Origin of the sequence: Pontibacterium sinense, assembly GCF_015209595.1 — a bacterium.
GTDB lineage: Bacteria > Pseudomonadota > Gammaproteobacteria > Pseudomonadales > Balneatricaceae > Pontibacterium > Pontibacterium sinense.
In genome coordinates this window covers 30011-52024 of record NZ_JADEYS010000002.1, presented here as the reverse complement: position 1 = coordinate 52024, position 22014 = coordinate 30011, and the positions used below count along the sequence as shown (strand labels likewise).

The window sequence follows — 22014 nt, the reverse complement described above, 5'->3', positions numbered from 1 at the left end:
AGGAGACTTAGGATGTGTGGAATTTTAGGCTTTATAGGTCATCAGAATGTAATGCCCGAAATGCTCAGCAGTCTGAGCCAGATTCAGGATACCGATTTCAATTCTGTTGCCGTCGCTATCACGACACCCTCCGGGATTCGGATTCTGAAACACGGTGATGATTTGGCGCTGTTAGGTGATCAAATCGTTGAGAGCAGCCTCACCGGTGTATCCGGCATCGGCCACGGGCGTTGGGATATGGAGAAACATACCGAGTCTTTTGCAACGACCGCTGGTATCAATGCAGATGTGACACTCGTCCAACATGGTTCGATCGATAATCTGTGCAGCCTGCAGTTCTGGTTGGAAACGGAAGGTATCACGTTTTCAGATACACCCAGCATTGAAATCCTCCCTCAACTGATCAGCCTCTTTCTGCGACGCGGATATGATCCTGAACAAGCGCTCAACCGGGCGGTTGAGCGGGCATATGGCACGTTTTCAGTCGCGGTTATGTTCCGATCAGACCCTTCCCATCTTTATGCCGCCCAACGTGGGTGCCCTCTGGTTCTGGGCATTGGACGACAGAGCTCTGGACTTTCATCAGATGAGCGCGCTTTAGGCGATCAGTTTAATCGCATTCTGTATCTGAAAGATGGCGATCAGGTCCGGATCAGTACTGATCGGCTCAGCATACGAGAAAAAAGCGGACGGAAGGTGCGCCGGCATATACAGGAACGAATTCAAAGCACCCGTTTGCATAACCAAACAAATCAGGTGTTTTATCATCGCGAAATTCATGAGCAACCTGAAGCGATCTCGCGTACGTTAAACGCAACACAGCGTCAGCTACAAACATTGCCGCTATCGCTTTTCGATGCTGAGCGCCTAACAATCATTGCTAGCGGCAGCTCTTATCACGCAGCACTGATCGCAAAAAGCTGGTTTGAAACCTATGCCGCACTCCCGGTAGATGCGCTGATCGCATCAGAGTTTCGATACAGCCCCCCACTACTCAAACCCAATGGCGTCACGATCATTCTTTCACAGTCCGGAGAAACGAGTGACACGCTGCAATCGCTTCGCTTCGCCCGTGAGCAGAAACAGCACGTACTCGCGGTGGTAAACACACAGAACAGCAGTATCAGCCACGAAGCAGATTACAGCATTACGACTCAGGCAGGCCCAGAGCTCTGCACGGTTGCCACCAAGGCGTTCTGCTGCCAACTGGCTGCGCTCGCCAACTTGGTCATCAAAGCCTCACTGCAACGCCAGTTACTGGAGCTATCAGCGGCAACCCGGTTACATCAATTACTTTTCACCCTTCCGGCCATGCTCGAACAGGTGATCGCAGATGAAACCCATTATCAACGTATAGGTCAGCAACTCGCCGCATATAGCCATCTCATTTTAACAGGCTATGGGTGTAGCCATCCTTTAGCGCTGGAGGGTGCATTAAAGTTCAAAGAGATCTGCCATCTCCACGCTGAAGGTATCGCCACAGGCGAACTGAAACACGGTGCTATCAGCCTGCTTGAAACCAACATGCCCATCATGGCACTGGCATCACAGGATGAACGCACACTCAAGACACTGACAGATACACTCAGTGTTTGCGCGCCCGAGATCAAGCCTATCTTACTCGCAGACAAGGTCAGCTTAGACGCGGTAAAGCAATCACACGTCGAGAAGATAGAACTCCCAGATATCCCCTCCCTTATCAGTCCCATTCTGCACGCTGCCGCATTGCAGCTCATTGCCTATCACACAGCTCGTGCAAAAAGTGCAGATATGGACCTTCCTCTTAACCTGGCTAAACCGGTGACCGAATATGAATAATTTGCAGACACTCAAACAATGGGTCAAAACCGCAGATCACCCTCTCGCCCTGACGATTAAAGGCCTGCACGGCAACCTGCGTCAGGTTGAGATGCCCAGTATCCCACTCATCTACACACCGCTAAGGATCACACACCAACTGATTTGCAACCTGTTCAGCACGTTCATTCAGTTCACATACTGGACGCCGATGTTCAAAACCCGTCTCAGTGCACCGTGTCGCCGACTTTATCTTTACGGCGGCATGCCATTGATCCAGGGCAGCCTTGCTCTTGAGATCAGCGACGACTGCAGAATCTCCGGCCATACGACCTTTTCCGGGCGCTGGAGCAGCCGTGAGACCCCCATCCTGAAGATCGGAAAGAACGTTGGGATTGGCTGGCAAACCACCATCGCCGTAGGTACAAAAGTGGTTATCGGTGACAATGTGCGCATTGCCGGACGTGGTTTTCTTGCGGGCTACCCAGGCCACCCTGTCGACCCGATTGCCCGGGCAAAAGGATTACCGGACACCGATGATCAGGTCGGCGATATCATCCTGGAACGGGACGTGTGGCTGGGCTCAAACGTTACCGTTATGAAAGGTGTCACGATTGGCGAAGGAACGATTGTTGCTGCCGGTAGCGTGGTAACGCGTGACCTGCCTGCCTATGTTCTGGCCGCTGGCGTACCGGCCAAAGTGATCAAGACACTCACAGCAGAATCAGACACCACCGGCGGCGCAGAGCAGCTAAGGAAAGGTGCAGCATGAATATCGATATGCTGGTTTTCGGCGAGGATTGGGGGCGTCATCCAAGCAGCACTCAGCACCTGATCCACCACTTGATGACTGAACAGGAGATCGTTTGGGTCAATTCACTAGGGTTACGTCGCCCACGGTTCAACCGTCAGGATCTAAAACGCGCAGTCCAAAAAGCACGTGCGATGCTAACCCAGCACACGATGAATAAACCGGCAGGCAATGCACCTCATCCGCCCCATATTATTCAGCCACGCGCACTCTCATGGCCAGGCAGCCATACAGCCAGACGGATCAACCAAACATTATTGGTACGTAAACTGCGCCCACTGATTGAGCAAAGTGATCGTCAGCCGCTACTCTGGACATCCCTCCCCTCCGCCGTGGATGTGGTAGGAAAGCTCGGCGAACGTGCAGCGATCTACTATTGTGGCGATGATTTTTCTGCTCTAGACGGCGTTGACCATACTCCGGTCATGGCCATGGAGCAGGAATTAGCAGACAAATGTGACCTGATCATCACAGCCAGCAACACTCTGGCAAACAAATTTCCGAGTCACAAAACCAGAGTGTTACCCCACGGAGTTGATACGGAACTCTTCGGGAAACGTAAACCCCGCGCCAACGATCTACCTGCAGGACCCGTTGCCGGATTCTACGGATCGCTCGCCGGCTGGTTTGATCAGTCGCTTTTTACTGCCGTTGCCCGACGCTTGCCAAATTGGACCTTTGTCCTGATTGGCCCTGCAAAAACCGACATCAGTATGCTGCTGGCAGAACCCAACGTCCGCTGGCTGGGCGCCAAACCCCATCACGAACTGCCCGGTTATTGCCAACACTGGGACGCAGGACTACTCCCCTTTAAGCGCAACGCACAAATTGACGCCTGCAATCCTCTCAAGCTTCGGGAATATCTGGCTGCTGGCAGCCCAGTGATCACAACCGACTTTCCTGCACTCGACGGTTATCGTGACCTCATACATATCAGTAACCGAGCCGACGTTTTTGCCGCAATGATCGAGCAACAGTATCGACACAGCCCGGAATTTCGTGCACGTGAACGGGCGGCACGCAAAGCACGCGTTGCCCAGGAAAGTTGGTTTCAACGCGCAACAGACCTGCAACACATACTTTCAACACTCCCAGCCTGAGGCTGAGCAACACCCTATCTATGGTCAGGCCTTTCAGCCTGTATCGGACATTCCGGGTCTGATACAGGCTGTTTTTTATTCTGCTAAGCATTCAATCTGCAACTCGCCCCGCTATTCGCAAAATGCGAAACGAATTGAGAGGCTCATCGAACATCAGACGTCATCTAGCACCATTCATCCGCTTTCAACCCTAACAAAGACACTTACCTCAAGTTTACAAACTATCCTGAAGTGCCCGTTTTATAAGGGTTCTCGCATATTGAACAACATCTAAATTCGATTCTGGCCCGGACTTTGCGATCTCTTTTCCAATCGCTGCACGTATGCAGGCTTACTACGGAGAAAGATAATGATGTCCGCCCTGATCAGAGCTATCCGATTCGCAGCACTTACCAGCACCGTTGCTCTGGCATCCGGCTGTGCAACCACCTTACAAACTCCGGATCTCAACCTGATCACCCGTCAGGCTGCAGACGCCGAGCAATCCAGCCAAGCCGGAGCCATTAGCATATCTGAAATGCTGTCGCGTGCTCGGGGCCAGTCTGCGCAGCCCAATGGACAAACCGAAAAGACGTTGGAACTTCGCTTCACCAGCCGCAGCCTTGAACTCACAGCCAGCCAACAAGATGCCCTGAATCGCTACGCCAATACACGACCCAGTCAAACATTGCAGGTTGATTGCGCGCCCTCGGCCACTTCTGACCCTGTCACTGCAGCATCAGTCGCAGTTTCGCGATGCATAAAAGTGAGTCGCTTTCTGGAAAAACGTACGCATACAACCGCTATTTCCCTGCAACCCACACTCGAGCCGGACCAGATCCGCGTCTCAGAGTCTGAGTAGGATACGATCATGATCCGCAGCACACTGGTCCGTAATCTAGCCTCTCTGCTATGGGCAGGCTGGCGTCGCAGATACATGATAGCGATCCCAGCCCTCTTGATGCCATTCATCGGTCTCGCGGTCGGCGTGCTGTCGCCAAAACAATACGAAACCTCAACCACCATCCTGTTTCAGGAAGCATCACAACACAATCCGTTTCTGGAAGACCTCTCCATCGCAACCAACCTGAAGGCCCGGATGGACGCCTTAACCGCCCTGCTACATAGCCGTCATGTGTTAGCCGGTGTGGCCTGGAAGATGGAACTGATCAACGATGATATGGATGAAAAAGATAAACTCACCATCATCAGCGAGTTATCCCGTTCTCTAAAAGCGCGTCTCGTAGGGGACAATCTGATTCAGATTACCTACCGTGCGCCGGAACGCGGACGCATGGTCGAAACCCTGTCGATGATCAGTATGCGGTTTGTCGAACGGGTACTGGCACCACAACGTTCATCTATCCTGCAATCAGAGAACTTTCTCGCTAAAGAACTTAAACAACGCAGCACCGACCTGCTCGCAGCAGAAACAGCACTCGCCGAGTACAAAAACCGACACGCCAGCGAATTACCCACGCTACACAGCGCCAACGTATCACGGCTGGCAGAACTGCAGTCCGTGCTGGCGGAGAGACGCATTGAACTCGACGGAGCTAAGGCCGCGCAATACAGCCTGGCTATTCGCCTGTCACAAACGGACCCGGTTATTGGGAAAATTGAAGAATCCATCGTGACCGTGATGGCAGAACTCACCGAGTTGCGGGCGCGTTATACCGATCAGCACAGCAGCGTACAGAATGTTCTGGCCCGACTGCAGGCATTAGAACGAGAACGTAGCCGGGTACTGCAAAACATGCAGTCGATCGACCACACCAATCTGGACCGGGAACAATTGGAGCGTTTGTGGGCAATTGCCACTAGCTCGCGCCAAACCTCCGAACAGAGCACCAACAGCCATCCCTTGCTGATTTCACAGCTCGAGCGTTTACAACAAGCCGATGATCATATCGAACGTCTGACGAAAGAAGTCAGCTCGTTTGCCAAAGAGATTGAGAAACTCCAGCAGCGTGTTAACGGGTACGGTCAGCACGAGCGCCGTCTGAATGAGCTTAAACGCGATATTCAGGTACGACAGAAGATCTATCAGGATCTGTCTGAGCGCCATGAACTGGCGCGCGTCACCGGATCTCTGGGAAAAACGGAGGAAAGTGAACGGGTGAAATTGATTGATCCACCCTACGAACCACTGGCTCCCATCAATTTACCGCTGTTTGTATTTGTCATCGCAGGATGTCTTGCAGGTCTCGGACTGGGCCTTGGGCTCGCGTGCATCAATGAACTGCTGGATACCAGCATCCGTCGCAAAGACACCCTGAAACAGATATTGAATGTGCCGGTATTGGCACGCATCCCTTCTCACCCTTCGTTACATACCGGAGATACCTCATCATGAATAAAAAGGTCATTGTGCAGGTTGTACAACACCTGCAACCCGGCGGAATAGAAACTATGGCGTTAGATCTGATGCATGAGCTGAGTGATCGGGCAGACGTTCATATACTCAGTCTGGAAGGAACGGCCAGTAACGCGATTGCCCACTGGCCACGTCTGGACGCTAAAAAAGACAATCTGCATTTTTTCGACAAAGCGCCCGGAATAAACCCTCAGTTGATCTGGCGACTCCACCTAAAAATGCGTGAGTTAAACGCAACGTCTGTTCACAGTCACCACATCGGACCGTTATTTTATGGTGGCTTTGCGGCCAAGCTGGCTCAGGTCGAGAGCCATGTACACACTGAACACGATGCCTGGCACCTGAATACCAATGACAATGCGCGACTTGAACGCTGGTTGATCCGCACTTTACGTCCAACACTGGTCGCTGACTGTGATGCGGTTGCTGAAGACTTATTGTTTCACTTTCCTCAAAGCAACCCGGCTATCATTCTCAACGGTATCGATACCAACCGCTTTGTCCCCGTGAGTGAGGCCAAAAAACGTGAACAACGTGAACGCTTAAACCTGCCTATCGAAGGGCTCATCATCGGCTGCGCCGCACGCCTTGAAACGGTCAAAGGCCACAAGTACCTGCTTCATGCGATCAGTAAAACTGACGACACTATATTGGCGTTGGCAGGCGACGGTAGCTTACGCCCGAGCTTACAGAAGTTAGCGACGAAGTTGGGGATTGCTCATCGGGTGCATTTTTTGGGCGCTATGGATGATGTCGTACCGTTCTATCAGTCACTGGATCTATTCTGTTTACCATCCCTAAACGAGGGATTGCCGCTGTCGCCACTAGAGGCCCAGTCCTGCGGAGTCCCGGTCATCATCACCGATGTAGGCGGCTGCCGCAGTATTGTCTGCCCCCGTTCAGGATGTCTGACCCCACCCGCCGACAGTGAAGCTCTGCGCCAATCAATACTCTGTTTTCAATACGCTAATCAAGCACCCACCCCGCGCCAATTTGTACTGCGCACCGGTAATCTCGAAAAAACCGCACGGGCGTATTTTAACCTGCTCCATCCACCTGTCGCAGAGGAGTGTTGAAATGGCTACCTGGTTGCTCTGCCTGCTTTTACTACTATGGGCATTGGTGGTTTATCACCACGTGGGCTATCCCTTGCTCATCACGTATTTGAGTCGTCCGACAATACGCTCTGCACACCAGGCGGAAGAGGCTCAAGCGCTCCCCCATATAGTCATGCTGGTTCCAGCGTACAATGAAGCAGAGGTCATTGCCGACAAAGTCCGTAATACGGCCTGTCTTGATTATCCTTCTACTCATTTCACACTCATCATCGCTTGTGATGGCTGTACTGACGAAACCGCCAGCATTGCTCGTGTTACCGCAATGGAACCGGAAAATCGGGAACTAAATATCGAGGTGATTGAGTTCAAACGTAATCGGGGAAAAGTGGCGGTACTCAACGACATGGTCAGCCGGATCGATCAGGAGCTGATTGCTCTCAGTGATACCTCAGCACTGCTTTCCATCGACGGTTTACAGATCGCAGCAAGGCATTTCAACCATGCACCTGTGGGCGTCGTGGCGGCAACATACCGTCTACTGACCCCCGGTAGCACAGGAGAATCAAAATATTGGCAGTATCAAACCCGAATTCTGGAGGCGGAAGCCCGCTTAGGCAGTCCGATTGGGGTGCACGGTGCGCTTTATTTCTTTCGACGCCGTCTGTTCAATCGATTGGCCGCAGACACGATCAATGACGACTTTGTCTTGCCCATGTCCATTGTGGCTAAGGGCCATCAAGCGGTTTACGAAACCGACATCATCGCGCTTGAACTCGAAAAAGCCAGCGACAGCATGGATCAGCGTCGACGTGTGCGGATATCCGCAGGCAATTTGCAGCAATTGCTACGCTTGCCTGAACTCCTGAACCCGCGTTTGGGTGGCATCGCCTTTGCCTTCTTTTCCGGCAAAGCGTTGCGCGCGTTAATGCCGATGCTGCTACTCATGCAACTGCTACTGTGCGGCTGGCTGGCATTGTCCTATGACAGTCTCATGGTCATCAGTGCCTTTCAAATCGTCATGGTGACCGCTGCCTACAGTCTGCCACGCGTCCCCGGCATTCAGTTACCCAATATGACAACCACACTCTTTTATCTGATCAACGGCTACCGTTGTGGCCTGATCGGCTGCCTGCGCTATATCGCAGGTTTAGAACGGGGCCATTGGAAACCCGTTTCCACACAGGAGATCTCCTCATGAATACTCAATATATTCCACCTGCGGTTCAACACGCCAAACGTACGATGGATGTCATTGTCGCATTGGTGGGGCTGCTGATCTGCGGCTTGCTGTTCCCCCTCATCGCTTTGGCCACCTGTATCAGCTCTCCGGGTCCTATATTGTTTCGACAGATGCGGATCGGTCACGCGGACACGGACCACACGGAAATATTCTGGATGTATAAATTTCGTACCATGCGCGTGGATGCTGAAGCGCACACCGGGGCCGTTTGGGCGACCAAACAAGACCCACGCATCACGCCTATTGGTCGCTTCCTGCGGAAGACACGCCTGGATGAATTGCCACAGCTCTACAACGTATTGCGCGGAGATATGTCTCTGATCGGTCCCCGTCCGGAACGTCCCGGCTTCTATCAAAAACTGGAAACGGCGATCCCTTTCTTTGCTGAACGTACCTGGGGACTGAAACCAGGGATTACGGGGCTGGCCCAGGTCAATCAGGGTTACGATGAAAATATCGAAGACGTGCGTAATAAAGTGGCTTGGGATCATGCCTACGCATTAAGCCTGAGTGGTTTCTTTTCATGGCTACGCAGTGATCTATCAATTGCGGTACGCACACTTTGGGTCATGGTTGGAGGTCGCGGCCAATAACCCATCTTATTTTGTTTCGCAAAATGCGAACAGCCTTCTCTGTCTGCTGTTTTCATTTTGCGAAACATTCACCCCATCCCTTTTAAATCAACACGTTAAATTGCTGGCATATGATTTGCTCCTATCTAGTTACACGTAGATAAGGAGTACATCCCATGCAAATTCATTCCCACACCTCAAATGATCTATCCCTCCGCCTTGAAGGTTCACTGGATGCGCTTGCAGTCGAAATTTTGCGTCCACGTTTTGACAGCCTGGTACAAGATAAATATGACGTGACCCTCGATATGACCCAGATCGATTTTATTGATTCGTCCGGCATCGGCGCCATCGTTTTTCTGTTCAAACGTCTGCGCAGCAATGATCGATCACTCAGTTTGGCGGGTGTGCACGGTCAACCTCTGGAGTTATTGCGTTATTTGCGAATCGAACAATCGATCAACGTACAGGAGCATTGATCATGAAAGCCGGACTGTTCACTGCGCTGGCACTGGCGGTCAGCATCAATAGCGGATGTTTCTATCTGGTTGAAGAAGGCAACGGCGGTGTCGCTGAACGCTTCCCAATACCGGAACATCAAAAAAACTATGATGAACGGCTTGCCCACTGTCTGGAGGTCTATCTGCGACATCTGGATCAGGGAGTCGACCGTCTTCATCCTGCAACCTACTCCGAGATCGAACACCGGATGATACAGAGCCAGCGCCTGTATAGCGCCAGATACTACGAACATTCGTTGTTCCAGCTACAACAGGCTGAGCGCATGCTGCGGGCGATGAACCAGACGTATCGTCACCAGCTTGTCCAGCTGCAGCCATCGTGTAGTGCACCGAACGGACAGGAGCTTTGCATATGAAATGCCTACAACTCATCACCTGTATGCTGCTTAGTGTCTTACTGAGCCTGCCCGCTAGCGCCACGACACTCAGGCCTGGAGACCTGCTAAAAGTTAAGTTTCCCGGTGAAGGTGCGTTCAATGATAGCTTTCAGATCGATCACGAGGGTCAGGTATTGATGCCAGAAATCGGCAGAATCAAGCTCGCGGACAAAAACCTTCAAGAGGCGCGGCAGATCTTGGTCGGAAAATTAAGCGCGGTGTACAAAGATCTGACCAAATTTGACGTTATTTTGCAGGAGCGCCGTCTCTCGGTGACGGTCCTGGGTTATGTCAAAAAGCCGGGGCCGGTTGACCTGCCTCTGAACTCCAACGTGCAACTGGCCATCAACAGTGCCGGAGGACTGGCACAAGGGGCGCAGTTGGATAAGCTTCAAATTCGTCGACAGTCGGGCCTGATTGTATTTGACTACAAACATTATCTGGACAGTGGTAACCCTTCTAGCCTACCGGTGCTGGAACCGATGGATGAGATTTTCATCCCTGCCTCTCCGCTGATCGGTAATGTTCAGGTTGAGTTTGATGCACGCACCCTGACCGCGTCCGGAGATGCAGGCCGTGAAGGTGAAGCGATCAAAGTATTTGGCGAGGTTCACCGTCCGGGCACGTTTGCGTTCAAGAAGCACGCGTCCGTTGTCGATATGATCATGCGTGCCGGTGGCGTAACCCGTTACGCGGGTATTGAACAGATCCGCGTTATTCACGACGGTAACCCGTTCCCATTTAACATGCGTGAATACCTGGATACCGGGGACCCGGCACTGATGCCAGATATTCGTCAGGGCGATGTGATTTTTATCCCTCAGGCGTCTGATCAGGTCCAGAGCGGTTCCCGTACGGTGTATGTGATGGGTGAGGTGTTCAAACCCGGCGCGATGGAGATGAAAGAGGAGACCAGCTTTTATGATCTGCTGGCAACTGCCGGAGGCCCCACACGTTTTGCAGAAACCCGTATGATCCGAGTCCTGCGTGCAGACGGCAGCGTTAAATCCTTCGACCTGCAAGCCTATATGGATGGCGACCGCAGTCAGTCCATGCCCGTGATCGAACCGGGCGATGCGATTCTAATACCGGAAAAGACGGACATGAATGAAAAGAGCTGGCTCAAAGTTCATCCGAACCGTGCTATCCGGATTATCGGTGCGGTCAATCGTCCCGGTCGCTACGAATGGTCCGATGAGATGTCACTACTGGATCTGATTGCCCATGCCGGTGGACCGGTTGCACAAGCCGATACTGCCCACTTGCAGATATTGACAGCGGCACCGGGTGGTCAGGCTCAATCCATCAGCTTTGACCTGAAGCGCTTTCTAGATAAAGGCGGTGATATTCGGACGATCCCAGCCGTTCGTGCCGGCGATACGGTGGTCGTGCCTGAGTTGCCCAAAGATCCAAACGACAACCGCTCCCAATGGATTCGTCAGTCCAGCGACCGCTCCATTTATATCTTCGGTCAGGTCGGCGCACCCGGGCGGTATGCCTTTAACGAAGAGCTGAATTTTCTGGATATTCTGTCGGCCGCACAAGGTCCTACCGCTCATGCTGATCTGGCCAATGTACGTATTACTCATCGCGGTCAGAAGGGACAAGAGGTCACCCACCTCAATCTTCATACCTACTTCCAAACCGGTGACGAAAACCTGTTACCCAACGTACGCAATGAAGATGTGATTTTCGTACCTGAACGTGGACGTGCCTGGTTGGAAAAGCCCAAGGAAACCGTGGTACGCGTATTAGGTGCCGTAGCGCGTCCCGGCCGCTACAGTTTTGATAATGATATGACCATTCTGGACCTTTTAGCGGAAGCAGGTGGACCGCTCAACTCTGCCCTGCAGGACCGGATTATGGTGGTCAATCGGGTGGATGGGGAAGCACATTCCCGCCTGTTTGATCTGGTTGATTTTGCTAAATCCGGCGACTACAGCCAACTCCCGGTGATCCGTTCCGGTGATACCTTGTATGTGCCCGGGAAGGAGCAAAGCACTTGGTATCGTGTCGTCAGTACGCTGCAGGAATCGATCACGATCTTCTCATTTGCCCGTCTCGTGGGATTCTAAGCAGGTTGCCTAAGCGGAAAAACAAGGAGATATACGATGTGTACACTGGAAAAAACACCCGCGGTGGAAACCGTCTACACACGCATGCAACGCATGAACCTGAAACAGATTGCGGTTTGCAGCCCCACAGAGGGTAGCGGTACCTCAACCCTTGCGTGGGTGCTCGCTCAACGGGCGGCGCTGGCGGGGCAATCGGTATTATTAATAGAGTTCAATCTTTATGCCCCCTCTCTGCATACGATTGCAGGGTGTGATCGTCCGGAATGGCTACCGCTGTCCGGTCAGTGGCAAAGTGCAGTGCAACCCTATGATCATGCTGATACCCCTAACCTCCACCTGCTGACCTGTCCGGCAATCTCCGGTCAAAGCATTGAGTTTCATAACCCGGACACACTGAGTCAGTTCTTTGCGGAGTGTCGCCAACAATATGCACTGGTGATCTGTGATACGCCCGCCCTACTGCAGCCCCGTGAAGACAATATTCCAGCCGATATCATCTGCGCCGCCAGCGATAGCACGTTGCTCAATATACTCAGCGGGGTTACCACTGAAAGTCAGGTCGATGAAGCCAATGAAACACTCAAGCAGTGCGGCGCCATACTCGCTGCGGTGGTGATGAACGATTGCCATACACCGTGCCTGCGTCAGGAGTTAATCAGGGAAACCTACCGTTTCGATCGCTGGTTTCCAAAGTGGATGCCGCGCCTGCGTGAACGGCTCAACACCGCTCTCCTACTGAATCAGGAACTCTAATGTTCAGCTTTCTCCAACAGTATCAACGTTAGGTCGTCCTGAGGCATCGACCGGTTCAAGGTCTCCTGCATCAGAAAATCGGCTGCAGCGCCTAACGGCAAGGTCGCTGAGTATTGCAGTTGCTTGATCATCATGTCAGGCATGCACTCGGCAGCATCTAGATAGCCGTCCGAAAATAAAACCAGTCGATCTCCTGGCAACAGTTCCAGCTCCATCGCTTGGTAGGAATCCACCAGCAGTCCGGGTAATGGCCCATCCACCGGAATCCGGGTGATCTCCCCATCACGTATCAGAACCGGTTGCGGCTGTCCGGCGTTGGCAATTCGGACTGTCCCTCCCGCACCCAGCTCAAGCGCCGTGATCGTCGCCAGTGTTTCCTGAAGCACAGGATCATCATCAAACCCGAGGGCAACTTGCGCGAGCAATTCAGCGACATCGGGCTGTTGCCGCGCTGTCGCGGCACACAACCCACGTAAATATCCGGCCAACGCGAACACAAACCCCTTCGCCTGTACACCATGACCCATCAGATCAGCAAAAATCAGCAATGAATTTCGCAATAGCACCAGATCTCCGCCGCCAGATTCAGGCGCAATCGTACGCAGAGCACAGCTAAACGGACCTATGCTATCGGGTAACGACGGGTGCAAACCCAGCGTAATTTTCTGATCAACCTCACGCTGAATCTGATCAGTCAGATGCTGACGACGCAGTAAAACACGCGCCAGAGTTTGTAATAACTCCGCTTTATTCACGGGTTTGTGCAGAAAATCATCAATGGGACGGCTGACCGCATTTTCAATCAGCGTGGCATCGTCACATCCTGACAGGTAAATGAAGGCCGTCGTCGCAACTTGAGGGATATGAGATATCCAATCAAAGAGTACCGATCCATCGTGCTCCGGCATCTTCAGATCACAGATCACCAGATCGGGCTTATCCTGAAGAATCAGTTGAAACGCCTGTGTCGCTGAATCGGCGACGATCACTTGATAATGCCCCTCCAGATAGCCTGAAAGGACCGCCCGCCATACAGGATCATCGTCCACAATCAGTACGCGCTTAAGCTGCGGCCCTTTGCCTATCGGCTGTCGCAACAGCATGACGTTCATACCATCTTCACGGTAACAGGCGGGAACGTAGGAGATATCATCAAAATGACTGGCCAGCAGTTTCAGGCCCATTCCACTCTCGGCAGCTTCCAGTAAATCAGGGTGATTGATCTGCTGGCTAAAATTGCTAAAGCTCGGGCCATCGTCCAATAATTCCAGCCACCAGAAATATTCATCGCGGCTAAACCGCAGACAGAGCTGATTGGGTTTGGGGTTGGGATAGCGGGTTAAATTTACAATCAGCTCCGAAGCGGCCAACAGGAAATCATTTACCTGCTCCACCCCATGTTTCGACAGCACATCAACCAAGGCTTCACGAATTCGTCGGGCGTCCTCAAACTGAGGCTTACCGTGCCACTCTGCCAACAAGGTCTTCATCCCTGTTCCTCCTTGTAACTATCTAAAAATCAGACACATTTACTGCTTCAGTGAACCCTAACTTAGACTATACTATAGCCTGTTTACTGGCTCTAGAGGGAAGCTGATGCCTGCAAATACAGAGATTTTGATCGTTGAAGATGATCGTTCTATGGCCGCCGTCTATCGTGGCTACCTGACGGGTCTCGATTACAACGTTCAACATGTGGAAACCGGTAACGATGCGCTACAAGCACTGGATCGGGGCGGCTTTGATGGCATCTTGCTGGATCTGACTCTACCGGACATGAATGGTCTGGATATTCTGAAACGTGTCAGCGATGAAGAGCTGCCTCTGGAGGTGATCGTCACCACCGGCGATTGCTCTATGAATACCGCCATTGAAGCGATGCGACTCGGTGCCCGCGATTATCTGGTCAAACCCTTTAACAAAGATCGTTTGCTCACGACTCTGAAAAACTGCTTTGAAAGCCAGAGCCTGCAACGGATTGTCGAAACCTACCGGGAAGAGATCGACCGCCATCAATTCTGCGGTTTCATAGGCTCATCCCTAGCCATGCAGCGGGTATATCAGGTGATCGACAGCGCTGCATCGTCGCAAGCGACTGTGTTTATCACGGGCGAAAGCGGAACAGGTAAAGAGGTCTGCGCTGAGGCAATCCATCAGCGTAGTGAACGTGCCAAAGCCCCTTTCATAGCACTCAACTGCGGTGCAATTCCCAAGGATCTGATTGAAAGTGAAATCTTTGGTCATGTAAAAGGTGCGTTTACTGGTGCCGTCAGTGATCGCGATGGTGCGGCTCGGGCTGCTCAGGGAGGCACACTGTTCCTTGATGAGATCTGTGAGATGGAGCTGTCACTTCAATCGAAGCTCCTGCGGTTTCTGCAAACAGGAACGCTGCAGAAAGTGGGTAGCGACCGAACTGAAAAAGTGGATGTCAGAATTCTCTGCGCAAGCAACAAAGACCCGATGGCAGAGGTACAGGCCGGTCATTTCCGGGAAGACCTGTATTACCGTCTGCACGTATTACCCATCCACCTTCCACCGCTGCGTGAGCGTGACAACGATGTCGTGGAGATCGCACGTAATTTCTTAGAACAGTATGCAAACGAAGAGAAAAAAGGCTTTAAATGCTTTGATCCCGAAACGGAGCTAGTTCTCAGTAATTACAACTGGCCCGGCAACGTAAGGCAGTTACAAAATGTGGTGCGTAATATTGTCGTGCTGAACAAAGGTGAAACCGTCACGTCTTGCATGTTGCCCGCGCCATTAGATAGCTATAGCACTCAGCCTCTGAATCGGAACCTATCACCACCTGCCCCCGCGCAGTACAACACACCGGTTCAACCTGCTGCATATGTCGAACCGACCTACACTCCGCCATTGGCGACCCCGCCAACAGGCGATCAAGTGCACCAGGCGTCGTTTACAAACACGCAGCCACAGGAAGATACGGATAGACTAGAAACACTGATCCGCCCCATCGCTGAGCTTGAACGTGAAGCCATTGAAAGGGCCATCGATCTGTGTGGTGGGAATATTCCAACGGCCGCACATTACCTTCAAATCAGCGCCGCGACCATTTATCGGAAACGTAATAGCTGGAAGGAACGCTGAGTTATTCATCCTGTATTACTCGCCTCGCCGGTACCTTACACCCGCGAGGCTGACCATCCTTTGATAACCTCTGCCAACGTATGACGACTCTGTTGCCCCAGCTCGATAAACTCAGTCAGGCCTTTCTCAACCAGAGCATAGTCACCGGCCTGACATGCATGTTCCAGGCAACGTGACTGATCATGGAACACTGTCAGACCGTACAACGCCGCGCTGCTCCCTAATGTATGCATATGACGCTCAATCTCAGCGTGATTCTCGGGCAGAAATGGTCGCGTCATTTCAGATAGGCTCTGTAAACGCTCTCCACTGTCATCCAGAAAAACCTGGGCCAGCTCGGGTACCATCTCATAAGACGTATCCTCCGCTAACCTTTTCAGCCGCTCTGGCTCCATGAGGCTGTCCGAATTAGGATCGCGCTGTTCCGGCTCAATCACCTCATCCGTTTGCAGATACCGCCCAATCACCTTGAGCAAGCGCTGTTTATCGATCGGTTTTTCAACATAATCACTCATGCCCTGCTTCAAAAAACATTCCCGGTCTCCGGGCATGGCGTAGGCAGTCAGCGCGACAATCGGCGCCAGATTCCAATCCGGTAACTGCAGGATCCGGGCGGTAGTTTCCAACCCATCAATGCCTGGCATAGATATATCCATCAACACAAGATCAAAACGCTGAACCTGACAAAGCTCCAGTGCCCTATAACCGTCTTCTGCACAAGTTACAGTTAATCCGCCCTTTTCCAGCATGGTTTTCGCCACCAGCCGGTTCGTCGCGCTGTCTTCAACCAACAGAACAGATCCCCTAAGAACAGGCTCTCCACTCTGTGATTTGGAATGTTGCACTGCGGGTTCACACACTGTTTCAAGCTGCAATGAAAACCAAAAATGGCTGCCTTGCTGATCCTGACTTGAAAACTGAAGTTCACCGTCCATCAAATTAATCAGATGGCGGCTGATGGCCAACCCGAGTCCCGTGCCTTCATGCACCTTGTTATCCACTGGAGATAAACCGCTATTAAACTCCCCAAACACACGATCTTGCTGATCATCAGGAATACCAATACCCGTATCATCCACCGCAAAGCGGATCCGTCCATCTTGCTGACGCACAACACTCAGACTCACTTCACCGTAATCGGTGAATTTAATCGCATTCCCAAGCAGATTTAGTAGCACCTGACGTAAGCGTTGATGATCAACCCGAACATACTCAGGCACTGCCGGATCAATACGGACAACCAAACGGATCGATTTCTCTTCCACACGCGGACTCAGCAACTGTCTTAGCTCTTTGGTCAAAGATGACAGATGACAAGATACTGGATGAAGCTCCATCTTCCCCGCCTCCATCTTAGAGAAATCCAGAATATCGGAAATAATCGTCAGCAAACTGCGTCCCGAGACCAGTGCTGTCTCAATATATTCCTGCTGCTCACCCGATAAATTTTCTTCCTGAAGCAGCTGAAGAAGCCCCAACACACCGTTTAGCGGTGTACGAATTTCATGACTCATCATCGCCAGGAAACGGCTTTTCGCTTCATTGGCATCAACCGCTCTGCCAACCGCGTCACGTAATGAGTTTTCCGCTATTTTTAGCTGACTAATATCGATATGGAAAACGATCAAACTGCCGTTATCCGCTCGTGTTTCATGGATCTGTATCCAACGACCAGGACTGATCTCCTCCACACGAACCATCGGCAGCGTGGCATGTGCTTCCAGCAACTGGTTCAACCAGTACTTTTGGTCTTCGGCGGCTGGGTAGAGCCCGCTGTTGATGCAATCTGTAAAAAAATCTTCGTACGTCACGCCTTTGACAGGACCTGTCGCACACGATTGGTAGAGCTGGCGAAACTGCTGATTGCAGTACAGCAAGCGATCACCGGGCCCAAATAAGGCGTATCCGTCCTGACAGCTGTCGAGACTTTTTAACAAAAGCTGATTCTGACGCTCTGCCGCCATCCGTCGGCTGGTATCCGTGATCACCGCGAGAAAGCGTTTTTGTCCCATAATCTGCATAGGGGTCACAGACAACTCCATCGGAAACGCTTCACCGTTCTTACGCAGTCCCGCAATGTTCCTGGGAACACCTGTAATATCGCTGAGTAGGTCTGACTTTACGCAGTTAGATTTGTCTTCTGGTCGACTGGGTACCAACATAGCCAGATGATTACCAACTAACTCATCTGTGTTGTATCCAAAGATACGATCAACTGCTTTGTTAACAGATAACATCACCCCGTGATTATCAACCGTAGCGATGCCATCCACGACGGTATCCAGCATGGTTTTCAGCTGAACAGCTTCCGGCGTGAGCCGATCTGTGACAATGGTGTTGGATACCGGTACCTGATCAGATATCGGGCGTTTTATTGAGGGGGCGGATGCAGGTGTATCGGCTACATCGACTGATAGACCGTCATAAAATGTAAACGCTTCTTCTAGCTGCTCAAGCAGCTCGTTATTGTCCCAGGGTTTCGCAAGAAACTTATGCACGACACCGCTTTCAATCGCTTCCATCACCGTATTGTAATCGGCGTATCCGCTCAGAATCATGCGTACTGTTTCCGGCCAACGTGCTTCGATACGCCCCAGTAACTCAGTGCCTCGCATACAGGGCATTTGGTAATCAGATATCACAACAGCCGCTGGCGAAACGTCCATTAAGTGAAATGCTTCGGAGCTACAATGAGCGCCGACCACATCGTAACCTCGATTCCTCAGAGTGCGGCTTAGTGCAGCGACAATGGCAGGCTCGTCATCAACTAATAAAACGCGTTTATTCATCCCTTCTACTGCTCCATTCCTTACTGACGCACTGAACCCATAACGGCGAGTTTAGCATACAGTGTAGTTCGAATCAGATAGGAGGTGAGAAGTGAAAGGTGATCAGGAGCGAGGTATAGAGATTAGCCTGCGTACGGTTCAACAATATCCCCGTACACAGGCTCCATTCAAATTAGCGAACGCAGTACAACCAAATTGCAACCAGTGCAGCGAGGAAGATCGTTTCAGAAACCAGCAAGATGATCGGCTGCCAACCCATCGTCGCCAACTCTTTGAACGATGCCTTCATACCCAGACCCACCATAGCGATAATCAGACACCAGCGGGACAATTCAGTCATCCCTGCAGTCACCACTTCAGGGATCGGCAAGGTGCTGTTCAGCGTTACAATAATGATAAACGCAATCAAGAACCCTGGCAGTGGCAAAGATGATTTTCCAGACTCTCCACCACCGGCTGATTTCCGGGCCACCAGCAAAGAGATCACCACCACGACCGGTACCAGCGCAGCCACACGTAACAGTTTGGTAAACGTAGCAACGTCGCCGATATCGTCGGACATCATGTAACCGGCACCAACAACCTGAGCAACATCATGGATCGTCGCCCCAAGGAAAATACCACTTTCCGCAGGATTCAGATCTAAACCTGTCACCACCAATGGGTAGGCAATCATCGCCACCGTACTCAGCGCTGTTACACCGATCACCGTAAAGATCAGATTCTTTTCGGACTCTTTGTTCTGGGGCAATACCGCAGAGACCGCCAAGGCCGCAGAAGCACCACAGATACCTACGGCTGCACCAGACAAGATACTCTGGTTTTTACTCATACCCAGCCAGCGGCCACAGAGCACACCGAAGATAATCGTCGCAGGGACACCCACCACCACAATTGCGATGGGCGTTACGCCCAAGCCCAGCAACTGCTCAAAGGTAATACGCGCACCCAGTAGTGCAATACCAAAACGCAGGACCGATTTAGCGGCAAACTGAATACCAGGCGCACAACGCCCCTCTTCGGACAGATAGTTCAGAGACATACCCATCAGCAATGCATAGAGGATCGTCGGACCGCCGTAGTGTTCGGATACAAACTTTGCGGCCATACCCACCACAAAACACAGCATCAGCCCCGGCATAATGGTCGATAACCATTCCCGTGCGGCCATTCTGTCGAAAAAAGTACCTTGCTGCGATGTTGCCATGAGGTGCTCCGGATTGATTCGATTCTACTGTGTTTACACAAGGTGCAATGCAGCAAAAACGGATAAAAGTATACGTGAATCAATCGAGTATATGGTTATGCCAGAGAATAGATTAGGCACAGGTTTACTAAACCTTTAGTACCAGTCACTTAGGGAATAAACCTAAGTGACTGGTGAGGGAAACATAACTGAGATTGGAAAGGCGGTGATCAGACGATAAAGCGACCGATCAGCTCTTTCTGTTGCTGGGAGATTTGTAACAGATCATCACTGTGAGTGGAGACCTTCTCTGCGCCATCAGCCGTTTCACTCGCTGCTGCATTGATCTGTTCCAACGTGCGTGCCATCTCCTCGACCGCCTCATTTTGCTGACCGGTGGCTTCGGTAATCTGCGTGCTCATACTGCGAATATTGCTGATCGCATCTTTCATATCCAGTAGCGCTTGCTGAGAACTGTGAGCATAGTTCACACAGGATTCACTCTGCCCCACACTTTGCTGCATGACAGACACAACCTTGCCAATACTGCCCTGCATGTTCTCCACCATCTCCTGAATTTCCTGCGTGGAGTTCTGTGTACGGCGGGCCAGTTCACGGACCTCATCCGCCACAACCGCAAAACCTCTGCCCTGCTCTCCGGCACGCGCGGCTTCAATCGCAGCGTTGAGAGCCAGCAAGTTAGTTTGCTGGGCAATATCACCGATGGTATCCAGAATGGTTCCGATCTGATTACTGTACTGGCTCAACTGGTCACTCAGATTCACCGCTTGGGAGATATCCTGCGCCTGCTGCTGAATGCTGCTAACGGTATGCTGCACGTGCTGATCCGCATCCACACTCAGCTGTTCGCAGTTATGCACCGCATCCAATGTCGTGCGCGCAAACTGGCTTACCTCCTGCACCATCAACTCCATCTCTTCAGAAGCTGAAGCGGTAATTGTAAGCTGTTCACTCTGCTGTCCCATCGCACGATGTGTCTGACGACTGGTCACTGCATTGCTCTCGGCAACCGTACTTAACTGCTCTGAGCCATTGGTGATCTCTTGCAAGATATCATGCAGGTTGGCAACCACTTCATTCAACGCCCGGCCCAGATCACCAAACTCGTCCTTCCGGGTTGCGTCAAATGTGGTCCGCATATCCCCTTCAGCCAGCAAGCGCAGGCTTTTTACCGTTGCTAACAGGGGCTGATGAATGCTGCGTACGGTCAGCATCGCGATGAGTACAGCCAACACCAGGTTGCCAACCAGCAAACCCACAATCAGGGTCTGAGTGATCTCAGAGCTGTTATCCGCTTCAGCTTTGCGATTAGCAGCCTGATCCAATGAGGTTGTGATAAATCCGTCTACGACACCTTGCGCTTGCGACTGCAATTGGTGAACGTCCGCCAGCTGCTGAGTCAGTTGCTTATCTTTCTGGTACGACTCACGGTACAGAGCCACCATGCCTTTCTCACCGTACAGATCGGTCACCAGGTCATCCACCAAACGTCCGATCCGCTTGGCTTTTGGATCAATACTGCTCAGTGACGCCAGTGTTTTCGTTAACTCACCCTCGCTACCCTTCAGTTCTTTATCAAAACGAGGCATATCCCGATGCTGACGGAAATTGATCAGCTGAGTACGATGCGCATTCGCTGCGCGCATGAAGCTACGGATTCGCACCAACCGTTCACTCTCAGTGTTTTGGTTGATGTATTTTTGTCCCCAGGTATTGAGCGTATCGGTTTTACGCTGAAAGCTACTCTCTTTCTGACGCACACGCTCAGACAGCATCAGGCGTTGCTCATGCAGTGCCATCGCCTGCAGTGCGGCTTTTGAAAACTTTGCTTCAGTCTCGGATGCGACTTTTAACTGCTGTTTCTGTTCCAAAGAGAGATCGTATTGCTCTGCCAACTCGGTCAGACGGGTCTGAAAGACTTTTATCTGCTCGTTAAACTGCTTTTGTTGGGTCGCTCGAAACGTTTTATCTTTGTCGTCTGACATCACCGACAACAGAGCGAGATTTGCCTGTTGCAGTGTAATCATCTGCTTCAAACTGCCCGATACGGTAGGTAAGGATTGGTTAGTGACCTGATCCAGACCACGACTGATCGTACCCGCACCCCATAATCCACCACCTCCGACCAACATGATCGAAAACACTAAAAAGGAAAAACCTAAGGTAATTTTATGGGATACCTTCAACTGCATCGTCCACATCTCCGTCGTTTTGACATCCTTCTGAAACTAAGCAATTTGTCGAATACTG

The 22014-nt window shown here is 51.7% G+C and carries 17 protein-coding genes; 13 read left to right on the top strand and 4 right to left on the bottom strand.

All coding sequences use genetic code 11. From position 1 onward, the window contains the following. The first annotated feature begins 12 nt into the window (after window positions 1-12). The 12 genes from glmS to IOQ59_RS02430 all read left to right on the top strand — a co-directional run bounded on the left by glmS (window position 13) and on the right by IOQ59_RS02430 (window position 12660). Window positions 13-1818 (top strand): glutamine--fructose-6-phosphate transaminase (isomerizing), encoded by a 1806-nt coding sequence (gene glmS / locus IOQ59_RS02485; RefSeq protein WP_193951681.1) that lies wholly within the window; start codon window positions 13-15, stop codon window positions 1816-1818. Further along, on the top strand, window positions 1811-2569 hold the full coding sequence (locus tag IOQ59_RS02480) for an acyltransferase (RefSeq protein ID WP_193951680.1): 759 nt from the start codon (window positions 1811-1813) through the stop codon (window positions 2567-2569). The genes glmS and IOQ59_RS02480 overlap by 8 nt, the downstream gene beginning before the upstream one ends. Continuing rightward, on the top strand, window positions 2566-3708 hold the full coding sequence (locus IOQ59_RS02475) for a glycosyltransferase (RefSeq protein WP_193951679.1): 1143 nt from the start codon (window positions 2566-2568) through the stop codon (window positions 3706-3708). Before IOQ59_RS02480 ends, IOQ59_RS02475 begins: the two co-directional genes overlap by 4 nt. A gap of 349 nt (window positions 3709-4057) precedes the next feature. Next, window positions 4058-4549 (top strand): hypothetical protein, encoded by a 492-nt coding sequence (locus IOQ59_RS02470; protein ID WP_228050638.1) that lies wholly within the window; start codon window positions 4058-4060, stop codon window positions 4547-4549. A 9-nt stretch (window positions 4550-4558) separates the two neighbouring features. Beyond that, window positions 4559-6043: a GumC family protein gene (locus IOQ59_RS02465; RefSeq protein ID WP_193951677.1), complete on the top strand. Its 1485-nt coding sequence runs from the start codon at window positions 4559-4561 to the stop codon at window positions 6041-6043. Further along, window positions 6040-7140, top strand: coding sequence for a glycosyltransferase (locus tag IOQ59_RS02460; protein ID WP_193951676.1), 1101 nt, complete (start codon window positions 6040-6042; stop codon window positions 7138-7140). The genes IOQ59_RS02465 and IOQ59_RS02460 overlap by 4 nt, the downstream gene beginning before the upstream one ends. 1 nt (window position 7141) lies before the next feature. After that, window positions 7142-8320, top strand: coding sequence for a glycosyltransferase family 2 protein (locus tag IOQ59_RS02455; RefSeq protein ID WP_193951675.1), 1179 nt, complete (start codon window positions 7142-7144; stop codon window positions 8318-8320). Next, complete coding sequence (locus IOQ59_RS02450) at window positions 8317-8955, top strand: sugar transferase (RefSeq protein ID WP_193951674.1); 639 nt, start codon at window positions 8317-8319, stop codon at window positions 8953-8955. Before IOQ59_RS02455 ends, IOQ59_RS02450 begins: the two co-directional genes overlap by 4 nt. A 155-nt stretch (window positions 8956-9110) precedes the next feature. After that, window positions 9111-9413 (top strand): STAS domain-containing protein, encoded by a 303-nt coding sequence (locus tag IOQ59_RS02445; protein WP_193951673.1) that lies wholly within the window; start codon window positions 9111-9113, stop codon window positions 9411-9413. 2 nt (window positions 9414-9415) lie between these two features. Next, a complete protein-coding gene (locus IOQ59_RS02440; protein WP_193951672.1) occupies window positions 9416-9811 on the top strand; it encodes a hypothetical protein in 396 nt (131 codons plus the stop codon). Next, entirely contained in the window at window positions 9808-11907 is a 2100-nt protein-coding gene (locus IOQ59_RS02435; RefSeq protein ID WP_193951671.1) for an SLBB domain-containing protein, read from the top strand. Before IOQ59_RS02440 ends, IOQ59_RS02435 begins: the two co-directional genes overlap by 4 nt. Window positions 11908-11943: 36 nt before the next feature. Beyond that, entirely contained in the window at window positions 11944-12660 is a 717-nt protein-coding gene (locus tag IOQ59_RS02430) for a P-loop NTPase family protein (RefSeq protein WP_193951670.1), read from the top strand. Here IOQ59_RS02430 and IOQ59_RS02425 read toward each other — a convergent pair. Further along, the gene (locus IOQ59_RS02425; protein ID WP_193951669.1) at window positions 12657-14150 is read right to left on the bottom strand and encodes a SpoIIE family protein phosphatase; all 1494 of its coding nucleotides are present in this window, start codon (window positions 14148-14150) and stop codon (window positions 12657-12659) included. The genes IOQ59_RS02430 and IOQ59_RS02425 overlap by 4 nt on opposite strands. A 106-nt stretch (window positions 14151-14256) precedes the next feature. Between IOQ59_RS02425 and IOQ59_RS02420 the strand changes: the two genes are divergently transcribed. Next, window positions 14257-15768, top strand: coding sequence for a sigma-54-dependent transcriptional regulator (locus IOQ59_RS02420; RefSeq protein WP_193951668.1), 1512 nt, complete (start codon window positions 14257-14259; stop codon window positions 15766-15768). Window positions 15769-15803: 35 nt separating this feature from the next. Here IOQ59_RS02420 and IOQ59_RS02415 read toward each other — a convergent pair whose 3' ends face one another. The 3 genes from IOQ59_RS02415 to IOQ59_RS02405 all read right to left on the bottom strand — a co-directional run bounded on the left by IOQ59_RS02415 (window position 15804) and on the right by IOQ59_RS02405 (window position 21956). Then, the gene (locus IOQ59_RS02415) at window positions 15804-18557 is read right to left on the bottom strand and encodes a response regulator (RefSeq protein WP_193951667.1); all 2754 of its coding nucleotides are present in this window, start codon (window positions 18555-18557) and stop codon (window positions 15804-15806) included. 172 nt (window positions 18558-18729) lie between these two features. Then, the gene (locus tag IOQ59_RS02410; RefSeq protein ID WP_193951666.1) at window positions 18730-19764 is read right to left on the bottom strand and encodes a YeiH family protein; all 1035 of its coding nucleotides are present in this window, start codon (window positions 19762-19764) and stop codon (window positions 18730-18732) included. A gap of 209 nt (window positions 19765-19973) precedes the next feature. Continuing rightward, the gene (locus IOQ59_RS02405) at window positions 19974-21956 is read right to left on the bottom strand and encodes a methyl-accepting chemotaxis protein (protein ID WP_193951665.1); all 1983 of its coding nucleotides are present in this window, start codon (window positions 21954-21956) and stop codon (window positions 19974-19976) included. Window positions 21957-22014 lie beyond the last annotated feature (58 nt).

Bases quoted from the DNA above. Each gene is read 5' to 3' on its own strand.
- IOQ59_RS02420 (WP_193951668.1), top strand. From the start codon at position 14,257: ATGCCTGCAAATACAGAGATTTTGATCGTTGAAGATGATCGTTCTATG.
- IOQ59_RS02405 (WP_193951665.1), bottom strand. From the start codon at position 21,956: ATGCAGTTGAAGGTATCCCATAAAATTACCTTAGGTTTTTCCTTTTTA.
- IOQ59_RS02415 (WP_193951667.1), bottom strand. From the start codon at position 18,557: ATGAATAAACGCGTTTTATTAGTTGATGACGAGCCTGCCATTGTCGCT.
- IOQ59_RS02465 (WP_193951677.1), top strand. From the start codon at position 4,559: ATGATCCGCAGCACACTGGTCCGTAATCTAGCCTCTCTGCTATGGGCA.
- IOQ59_RS02480 (WP_193951680.1), top strand. From the start codon at position 1,811: ATGAATAATTTGCAGACACTCAAACAATGGGTCAAAACCGCAGATCAC.
- IOQ59_RS02435 (WP_193951671.1), top strand. From the start codon at position 9,808: ATGAAATGCCTACAACTCATCACCTGTATGCTGCTTAGTGTCTTACTG.
- glmS (WP_193951681.1), top strand. From the start codon at position 13: ATGTGTGGAATTTTAGGCTTTATAGGTCATCAGAATGTAATGCCCGAA.
- IOQ59_RS02455 (WP_193951675.1), top strand. From the start codon at position 7,142: ATGGCTACCTGGTTGCTCTGCCTGCTTTTACTACTATGGGCATTGGTG.
- IOQ59_RS02440 (WP_193951672.1), top strand. From the start codon at position 9,416: ATGAAAGCCGGACTGTTCACTGCGCTGGCACTGGCGGTCAGCATCAAT.
- IOQ59_RS02410 (WP_193951666.1), bottom strand. From the start codon at position 19,764: ATGGCAACATCGCAGCAAGGTACTTTTTTCGACAGAATGGCCGCACGG.
- IOQ59_RS02445 (WP_193951673.1), top strand. From the start codon at position 9,111: ATGCAAATTCATTCCCACACCTCAAATGATCTATCCCTCCGCCTTGAA.
- IOQ59_RS02460 (WP_193951676.1), top strand. From the start codon at position 6,040: ATGAATAAAAAGGTCATTGTGCAGGTTGTACAACACCTGCAACCCGGC.
- IOQ59_RS02450 (WP_193951674.1), top strand. From the start codon at position 8,317: ATGAATACTCAATATATTCCACCTGCGGTTCAACACGCCAAACGTACG.
- IOQ59_RS02470 (WP_228050638.1), top strand. From the start codon at position 4,058: ATGATGTCCGCCCTGATCAGAGCTATCCGATTCGCAGCACTTACCAGC.
- IOQ59_RS02475 (WP_193951679.1), top strand. From the start codon at position 2,566: ATGAATATCGATATGCTGGTTTTCGGCGAGGATTGGGGGCGTCATCCA.
- IOQ59_RS02430 (WP_193951670.1), top strand. From the start codon at position 11,944: ATGTGTACACTGGAAAAAACACCCGCGGTGGAAACCGTCTACACACGC.
- IOQ59_RS02425 (WP_193951669.1), bottom strand. From the start codon at position 14,150: ATGAAGACCTTGTTGGCAGAGTGGCACGGTAAGCCTCAGTTTGAGGAC.